Origin of the sequence: Salinarimonas soli, assembly GCF_008386575.1 — a bacterium.
GTDB classification, from domain to species: domain Bacteria; phylum Pseudomonadota; class Alphaproteobacteria; order Rhizobiales; family Beijerinckiaceae; genus Salinarimonas_A; species Salinarimonas_A soli.
The window spans coordinates 206,039-213,572 of sequence record NZ_VUOA01000034.1 but is presented as its reverse complement, the minus strand read 5'-3'; the positions used below and the strand labels follow the sequence as shown (position 1 = coordinate 213,572).

The window sequence follows — 7,534 nt, the reverse complement described above, 5'->3', positions numbered from 1 at the left end:
ACGACGGGGCTTTTTGACGTTCATGAGACCGAACAATATGCCGGCGACAGAACCTCAACCCGGCAGGTTCGTCTCGATCACAACCGTCTCGCTGTCGAAGCGCGCCGCGTGCCAGGCGTCCGCCGGGAAATGGAACACGCTTCCCGGCCCGAACGCCCGTGCGCCCTGATCCGTCTCGAGGGTGCCGGAGCCCGAGAGCACCTGCACGAACTGCTCGTGCGGGTGGCTGTGCCGGTCGGCCCTGACCCCGGCGGGCACGCGCACCATGACGAGCGACGCGCCCTCCCCCGCAATCACCCGCTTGCCCACGCCGGACGACGCGACCTCTTCGGGGATCTCGGTCCAGTCGACGCAATGCGGGATCATCGGGCCCTCGTCGTGTTGAGGATGGGCTTACCCGTTCAGGGCTGGGTTCGCCGGAAGCTCTCGCGGTTCGAGACCCGCTCCCACCAGGCACCGACCTCCGGCATGGCGACGAGATCGTCCCGGTGCGGGGTGAGCGTCAGATAGGCGAAGATCGGGGCGAGATAGAGGTCCGCGAGGCTCGGCTCGCCGCCGGCCAGATAGGGCGAGCCGCCCTTGATCCGCATGAGCTCCGTCAGGACCTTCCGTGTCTTCCCCAGCGCCTCGTGGTGGGCCGCGTCGTTCTTGCCGCCGACGAAGTCGGGGAAGAGGTGATAGGCCGCGACGCCGCCCACCATGGGGCCATAGCCATACGAGTCGATGATGCTCGTCACCATGTCCATGCGCGCGCGGTCCTTCAGATCGGCGGGCACCAGAGCGGGCCCGGGCAGGATGGCGTCGAGATAGCGCGCGATGGCCGGCGTCTCGATGATCCTGAACCCGTCCACGTCGACCACCGGCACCTTGCCGAACGGGTGGCGGGTGAGATGCTCCTCGCTCTTCGGCTCGCCCTTGAGCACGTCGACGGGCACCTGCTCGTAATCCGTGACGCCCTTCTCGGCGAGGAGCATCCGCACGGTGCGGACATAGGTCGAGCCGCTGAACCCCCATATCGTGATCTTGGGCATGTGGCACCTCCAGTCGATTCGCGCCCAGGATCGGGGTGTCGCTGCGTAAAGTCCAGCCCGGCCCGACAATCTCTCAGCCGGCGGCCGCCGCAGGAGCCCAGGCCTCCAGGGGATGCGCGTCCCGCAGGCGCATGGCCTCGCCGATCATCACGATCATCGGCCCCGCCTCCCCGGCCGGAACGGCTTCCGCGAGGTCGGCGATCGAGGCCGCGATCACCCGTTCGTCCGGGCGTGTGGCGCGCAGAACCGCGACGGCCGGCGTCCGGGGGTCGAGGCCGTGGGCCAACGCCTCGCCCACGAGGCGCGCGAGCGTCCGGCGCGGCATGTAGACGACCGTCGTCGCGGCGGGATCGGCGAGCGCGGGCCACGAGACGCCTTCGGGCAGCCCGCCGCGATGATCGTGCCCGGTGACGAACTGGACGCGACGGGCGACGCGACGATGGGTCAGCGAGACCCCGAGGCTCGCCGCCGCGCTCTGGGCGCTCGTGATGCCGGGCACCAGCTCGACGGGGATGCCAAGCGCCCGGCAGGCGTCTATTTCCTCCGCGGCGCGGCCGAAGATCAAGGGATCGCCGCCCTTGAGGCGCACGACGCGCCGCCCCTCGCGGGCGAGCCGCACCATGAGGTCGCAGATCTCGTCCTGGGTGCAGGAGGGGCCGTGGCCCGTCTTGCCCACCAGGATCGTCTTGGCCTCGCGCCGGGCGAAGTCGAGGATCTCGGCGGCCACGAGGTCGTCATAGAGGATGATGTCTGCGGTCCGCAGCGCCCGCACGGCCCGCAGCGTCAAGAGCTTCGGGTCGCCTGGCTCGGCGCCGACGAGGGTGACGCAGCCGCCCGCCTCCGGACGGCCGTCGAGGAGCGCCTCGCGGTCGGCCTCGGTCGGTGCGCGATGGGCGTGCAGCATGGCCCGTGCTGCGAAATCCTCCCAGAAGCGCCGTCGCCCGGCGAAGGTGGCGATCCGCTCGCGAACCGCGTCCCGCCAGGCCTTCGCGGCGGCGGTCCAGGCGCCGACCCCACGCGGCAGCAGGCCCTCGATGGCCGAGCGGATCGACTGGCCGAGGACGGGCGCGGCGCCGTCGGTCGAGATCCCCACCACGAGGGGCGAGCGGTTCACGATGGCGCCGAACTGCACGTCGCACAGGTGCGGCCGGTCGACGGCGTTGGCGATCGCGCCATGTGTATGCGCCACGGCCACGAACGCCTCGCAGGCTGCCTCGTCGTCGAGAGCCGCGATGGCGAAGGCCGTGCCGGCGAGATCGTCCGGGGTCCAGTCGCGCTCGTGGAGCGCGATGGTGCCGTTCACCGCGCCGCCGGCCGCTTCCCGCATCTCGTCGGAGGGCTGCGGCGCGAAGACCGCGACCGCGGCGCCCGCGGCGGCGAGGAGGCGGGCCTTCCAGGCCGCGCCCGCGTTCCCTCCCGCCACGACGGCGCGCTTGCCCTCGAGCCGCAGGAAGAGCGGCAGAACGGAGAGCGGCGCGAGACCTGGCGCGACGTTCTCAGTGGGAAGCCGGCGTGCGTTCATGGGCGATGATCCTTTTCAGGTCAGGCAGGCAGGAGCCGCAATTCGTGCCCGCGCGCAAGAGGGCGCCCAAAGCTTCGGGCGTTTCGGCGCGCCCCGTGCGAACGGCATCGCGGATGGCGGGCAGCGTGACGCCGAAGCAGGCGCAGACCAGGGCGCCGCCGCCCTCCGGCGTCCGGCCCGAGAGGAGGGCGATGCGGGCGTCGCGATCGAGCGCGGTGGCCGCGAAGGCGGCACGGGCGGCGCTCCAGCAGAGGCGGTCGCCCGCAGGGCCGACGAAGAGGATCGCCTCGAGACGATCGCCGACGAGAGCCGCGCAGCGATAGATCCCGGCGGTGGCGTTGGCATACTCGATCAGGGCCGCCTCGCCGAAAGCGCCCGCCGCCCAGGCGGCGAAGGGCGCGGGGGGCCTCAGAGGCCGGATAGCCGATGCGCAGCCTCATCCGAGCAGCTCCGATGCGGTGACGATCGCCCGCGCGATGTCCGCGAGCCTGCGCTTCTCGTTCATGGCCTTGCGCCGCGGCAGCGCATAGGCCTCGCTCTCGGAGAGCCCCCGCGCCTGCATGAGGATGCCCTTGGCGCGCTCGATCACCTTGCGGTCGGCGAGCTCCGTGCGGGCGTCCACCAGCTCCCGCTGGTGTCGGCAGAAGGCGTTGAAGCGCAGGATCGCCACGTCGATGATCGACTTGACCCGCTCCGGGCGCAGCCCGTCCACCAAGTAGGCCGAGACCCCGGCGTCGACGGCGGCTTCCATCATGGCCGGGTCCGTCCGGTCGACGAACATGGCGACCTGGCGCGCCACCACCCGCGTGACGTGGAAGAGCTGCTCCAGAAGGTCCCGGCTCGGGCTCGCCACGTCGATCACGACGACGTCGGGGTTGATGGCGGCGAGCCGCGCGAGCAGGTCCTCGGTCTCGCCGATTACGGCGACCCGCGCCACGCCCGCCGAGCGCAGCCCCTCCTCGACGATCGCCGCCCGCGCGGGGCTCGGATCGACCACCGCCACCGTGAAGGTCTCGTCCGTCATCGCTCCCGCGGGCCGTGCTGTCCTGGCGGTGTGCTTGCAAGGACCGTGCCCGGGCTAAGGGGCTAGGGCGGACGAGGTTCGTCGCGGGAGCGCCCCCCTGTAGAGCGCCAGGCAGCCAATCAGGCGAGAAGGTCCGCGAGGCCGATCGGGAAGCTCCGGACCCGGGTCCCGGTCGCGTGCCGGACGGCGTTGGCGATCGCGCCGGCCGAGCCCGTGATGCCGATCTCGCCCACGCCCTTGATCCCGAGGGCGTTCACGTACGGATCGTGCTCCTCGACGAGGATCGCCTCCATCGGGGGAACGTCGGCGTTCACGGGCACGTGGTACTCGCCCAAGTTCGCGTTCATGACCCGCCCCGAGCGCCGGTCCACCACGGCCTTCTCGTGGAGCGCGAAGGACAGCCCCCAGATCATGCCGCCATAGAGCTGGCTTTGCACGAGGCGCGGGTTGATCACGCGTCCCACCGCGAAGGCGCCGACGAGCCGCGTCGCCCGGATCTGGCCCAGCTCCGGATCGACCTTCACCTCCGCGAACACCGCTCCATGGGCGTGCATGGCGTAGTCCGCCCCCGCCGCCGGATCGCGGGCGGCCCGTCCCCGGCCCTCGATCTCGGCGACCCCGGCGCGGGCCAGGATGTCGGCGTAGGACTCGTGGCGGCTCTCGTCGTCGCGGCGCACGAGGCGGCCGTCCCGCGCCACGACCCCGGCATTGCCGGCCCCGAACAGCGGCGAGCGCTCGTCCCCGGTCGCGAGGTCGGCAAGCCGCGCGATGGCGGCCGCGGCGGCCTCGTGGACCGCCATGCCGGCGGTCGCCATGTGGGCCGAGCCGCCCGCGATGCCCGCATCAGGCAGGTCGGACGAGCCGGCCCGGAACTCCACGGCGTCGATGGGAAGGCCGAGCCCGTCCGCCGCGACCTGCGCCAGGGCCGTCCAGGCGCCCTGGCCCATGTCGTGGGCACCGGTCTCCATGAGCCCCGTCCCATCGGCGCGGATCACGGCACGCGCCTGGCCCTGGAACATGAGCGCCGGGAAGGTCGCGGTGCCCATGCCCCAGCCGACCAGGAGGCCCGCCTCGTCGCGCATCTGGCGCGGGGCAAGCGGACGCCCGGCCCAGCCGAAGCGAGCCGCCCCCTGCTCGTAGCACTCGCGCAGGGCCTTGGACGAGAACGGCCGGCCCGTCATCGGCTCCACCTCGGCGTAGTTCGCCAGGCGGAACGCCAGCGGATCCATGCCGCAAGCCTCGGCCATCTCGTCCATGGCGCATTCCAGCGCCAGCGACCCCGGCGCCTCGCCGGGCGCACGCATGAAGGTCGGCGTACCCGTGTCGAGGCGCACGGCATCGTGCGAGGTGCGGATCGCAGGCGAGGCGTAGAGGGAATGCGAGGCGCCCGACGCCGCCTCGTAGAAGTCGTCGAAGCTGCTCGTGGCCGTGCGGGTGTGGTGGTGCAGGGCGGTCAGGCGCCCCTCGCCGTCCGCCCCGAGCCGCAGGGTCTGGCGGGTCGGCGCGCGGTGACCCACGGGGCCGAAGGCCTGCTCGCGGCTCAGCACGAGCTTCACGGGACGGCCGAGGAGGCGCGCCGCCATGATGCCCAGAAGCTGCGGCCCAGACACGCCCGCCTTCGAGCCGAACCCGCCCCCGAGGAAGGGGCTGCGGATGTGGATGTCGCCGGGCATGATCCCGAGGAGCTGCCCGAGCCGCATCTGCGTCATGGCGAGCGCCTGGCTCGGCAGGTCGAGGGAGAGCCGGTTGCCGTCCCAGGCCGCCACGACGGCATGGGTCTCCATCGTGTTGTGATACTGCGCGGGGGTGTCGTAGGTCGCCTCGACCCGGTGCGATGCCGCCCCAAGGCCCGCCTCGACCTCGCCGTGCGCGACGTCCGCCGGGCTTCCCGCTCCCACGACCGCGGGCGTGAAGACCTCCCCGTCGTCGAGGGCCGCACGGGCCGGCTCCTCGTCGAAGCGCGGCGCGAGCCGCTCGGCGCCCTCGGTCGCGGCCTCCAGGGTCTCGGCGATGACGACCGCGATGGGCTGGTTCGGGAAGCGGACGCGGTCGGATTGCAGCACGTTGAGCCGGAAGGCGAAGGGGTTCGTCTTCTCGTCCGGGTCAGTGGCGAGCCTCGGGGCGTTGGCATGGGTCATCACCTCGACGACGCCGGGGACCGCACGCGCGGCCTCGACGTCGAGGAATGTCACGCGGCCGCGCGCCACGCGGCTAACCGCGAGGACGGCATAGAGCATGCCCGGCGGGTGGTTGTCGGCGGCGTAACGGGCGGCGCCCGTGACCTTGAGGACGCCGTCGCGACGGGTCAGAGGCTGGCCGAGGGTGGAGCCGTGGCGGGCACGAGGCCCGGTCAGGCCAGGCATGGGATCAGTCATGGAGGGAGCCTCCGGAGGCGAAGGGGGAGCCGGGAAGGGCGGGCAGCCGCTCGGGCGTGCCGGCGGCGGCAAGCGTCAGGGCGCGGGCGATCACGCGGCGGGCAAGCTCGATCTTGTAGGCGTTGTCGCCGGACGGGCGCGCCTCGGCGAGGGCGAGCGCCGCGGCTTCCTGGAAGCTTTCGAAGCCAGGCGAGGCCCCGGCCAGCGCCGCCTCGGCCTCGCGGGCGCGCCAAGGCTTGAGGGCGACGCCGCCGAGCGCCAGGCGCGCGGCCTCGATCCGCCCGTCCGCGATCCGAAGGGCGGCCGCGGCGGAGACGACGGCGAAGGCGTAGGAGGTGCGCTCGCGGACCTTGAGGTAGCGCGCGTGGCCTGCGAAGGCCGCAGCGTCAGCGCTCAAGCGCACCGCGACGATCAGCTCTCCCGGGGCGAGCACGGTCTCGATCTGCGGCGTGTCCCCGGGCAGGCGGTGGAAGTCGGTGAGCGGCACCTCGCGCCGGCCCCCGCGCCCCTCGATCTCGACGACGGCATCGAGCGCGGCGAGCGGGACCGCGAAGTCGGACGGGTTCGTCGCGATGCAGGCTTCGCTCCAGCCGAGCACCGCGTGCTGGCGATTCTCGCCCGCAAGCGCGTCGCAGCCGGCACCGGGCTCGCGTTTGTTGCAGGCGCTCGCCGTGTCGTAGAAGTAGGGGCAGCGGGTGCGCTGGAGGAGGTTGCCCCCGGTCGTCGCGGCGTTACGCAGCTGCGCCGACGCCCCCGAGAGCAGCGCCTCCGCCACCATGGGAAAGCGGCGGGCGAACTCTTGGTGGTAGGCGAGGTCCGCGTTGCGCACGAGGGCGCCGATCCGCACGCCCCCGTCGGGCAGGGTCTCGATCGCGTCGAGGCCGGGGATCCGGCCAACGTCGACGAGGCGGGTCGGGCGGGCGATGCCGCCCTTCATGAGGTCAAGCAGGTTCGTGCCGGCGGCGAGGAAGGCTGAGCCGGGCTCGGCCCCCGCCGCGACGGCCTCGCTCACGCTCGAGGGCCTGACGTAATCGAACCGGTTCATGCAGCCTTCTCCGCGTCGGAGGTGAGGGCGCGCTGCGCCTCGATCACCGCCTCGGTGATGCCCGCATAGGCACCGCAGCGGCACAGATTCCCGCTCATGCCCTCCCGCACGCGCTCGGGATCGTCGCCGGCCTGCCCCTCCCCGATCAGGCCCACGGCGCTCATGATCTGCCCCGGGGTGCAATAGCCGCACTGGAGGGCGTCATGGGCGATGAAGGCCTGCTGGACGGGGTGAAGGGCGTCGCCGCGCGCCAGCCCCTCGATGGTGAGGATCTCGGCGCCGTCGTGGCTTATGGCGAGCGCGAGGCAGGAATTGATCCGCCGCCCGTCGACGAGGATCGTGCAGGCGCCGCACTGGCCGCGGTCGCAGCCCTTCTTGGTGCCGGTGAGGTCGAGGCGCTCGCGCAGGAGGTCGAGGAGGGTGACCCGCGGGTCGTCGAGGTCGATGCGCCTCGGCTCGCCGTTGATGGTGAGCGTAATGGACAATGGCATGCTGCGCTCCATTGAGAGAGCCGTCGTCGGCACGGCGGGCTCGGAC

Annotated in this window: 8 protein-coding genes; all 8 read right to left on the bottom strand. The window is 72.5% G+C overall.

The features are described 5' to 3' along the window. Nucleotides 1-54 precede the first annotated feature (54 nt). On the bottom strand, nt 55-366 hold the full coding sequence (locus F0L46_RS19450) for a cupin domain-containing protein (protein WP_149820618.1): 312 nt from the start codon (nt 364-366) through the stop codon (nt 55-57). A gap of 35 nt (nt 367-401) precedes the next feature. After that, complete coding sequence (locus tag F0L46_RS19445) at nt 402-1,031, bottom strand: glutathione S-transferase family protein (RefSeq protein ID WP_149820616.1); 630 nt, start codon at nt 1,029-1,031, stop codon at nt 402-404. Between the two features lie 73 nt (nt 1,032-1,104). Beyond that, nucleotides 1,105-2,553: a siroheme synthase CysG gene (gene cysG / locus F0L46_RS19440; protein ID WP_149820614.1), complete on the bottom strand. Its 1,449-nt coding sequence runs from the start codon at nt 2,551-2,553 to the stop codon at nt 1,105-1,107. Beyond that, nucleotides 2,528-2,668 carry a (2Fe-2S)-binding protein gene (locus F0L46_RS27200; RefSeq protein ID WP_368732171.1) on the bottom strand — a complete coding sequence of 47 codons (141 nt, stop codon included), beginning with the start codon at nt 2,666-2,668 and terminating at the stop codon, nt 2,528-2,530. Before F0L46_RS27200 ends, cysG begins: the two co-directional genes overlap by 26 nt. A gap of 321 nt (nt 2,669-2,989) precedes the next feature. After that, a complete protein-coding gene (locus F0L46_RS19430; protein WP_149820612.1) occupies nt 2,990-3,577 on the bottom strand; it encodes an ANTAR domain-containing response regulator in 588 nt (195 codons plus the stop codon). A 119-nt stretch (nt 3,578-3,696) separates the two neighbouring features. After that, a complete protein-coding gene (locus F0L46_RS19425; protein ID WP_149820610.1) occupies nt 3,697-5,952 on the bottom strand; it encodes a xanthine dehydrogenase family protein molybdopterin-binding subunit in 2,256 nt (751 codons plus the stop codon). Then, nucleotides 5,945-6,997: an FAD binding domain-containing protein gene (locus F0L46_RS19420; RefSeq protein ID WP_149820609.1), complete on the bottom strand. Its 1,053-nt coding sequence runs from the start codon at nt 6,995-6,997 to the stop codon at nt 5,945-5,947. The genes F0L46_RS19425 and F0L46_RS19420 overlap by 8 nt, the downstream gene beginning before the upstream one ends. Then, nucleotides 6,994-7,488, bottom strand: a complete 495-nt coding sequence (locus F0L46_RS19415) for a (2Fe-2S)-binding protein (protein ID WP_149820607.1) — start codon at nt 7,486-7,488, stop codon at nt 6,994-6,996. Before F0L46_RS19415 ends, F0L46_RS19420 begins: the two co-directional genes overlap by 4 nt. Nucleotides 7,489-7,534: the final 46 nt, after the last annotated feature.

Excerpts from the sequence above, each read along its gene's own strand:
- F0L46_RS19450 (WP_149820618.1), bottom strand. The coding sequence starts at position 366 with ATGATCCCGCATTGCGTCGACTGGACCGAGATCCCCGAAGAGGTCGCG.
- F0L46_RS19445 (WP_149820616.1), bottom strand. The coding sequence starts at position 1,031 with ATGCCCAAGATCACGATATGGGGGTTCAGCGGCTCGACCTATGTCCGC.
- cysG (WP_149820614.1), bottom strand. The coding sequence starts at position 2,553 with ATGAACGCACGCCGGCTTCCCACTGAGAACGTCGCGCCAGGTCTCGCG.
- F0L46_RS19430 (WP_149820612.1), bottom strand. The coding sequence starts at position 3,577 with ATGACGGACGAGACCTTCACGGTGGCGGTGGTCGATCCGAGCCCCGCG.
- F0L46_RS19425 (WP_149820610.1), bottom strand. The coding sequence starts at position 5,952 with ATGACTGATCCCATGCCTGGCCTGACCGGGCCTCGTGCCCGCCACGGC.
- F0L46_RS19420 (WP_149820609.1), bottom strand. The coding sequence starts at position 6,997 with ATGAACCGGTTCGATTACGTCAGGCCCTCGAGCGTGAGCGAGGCCGTC.
- F0L46_RS19415 (WP_149820607.1), bottom strand. The coding sequence starts at position 7,488 with ATGCCATTGTCCATTACGCTCACCATCAACGGCGAGCCGAGGCGCATC.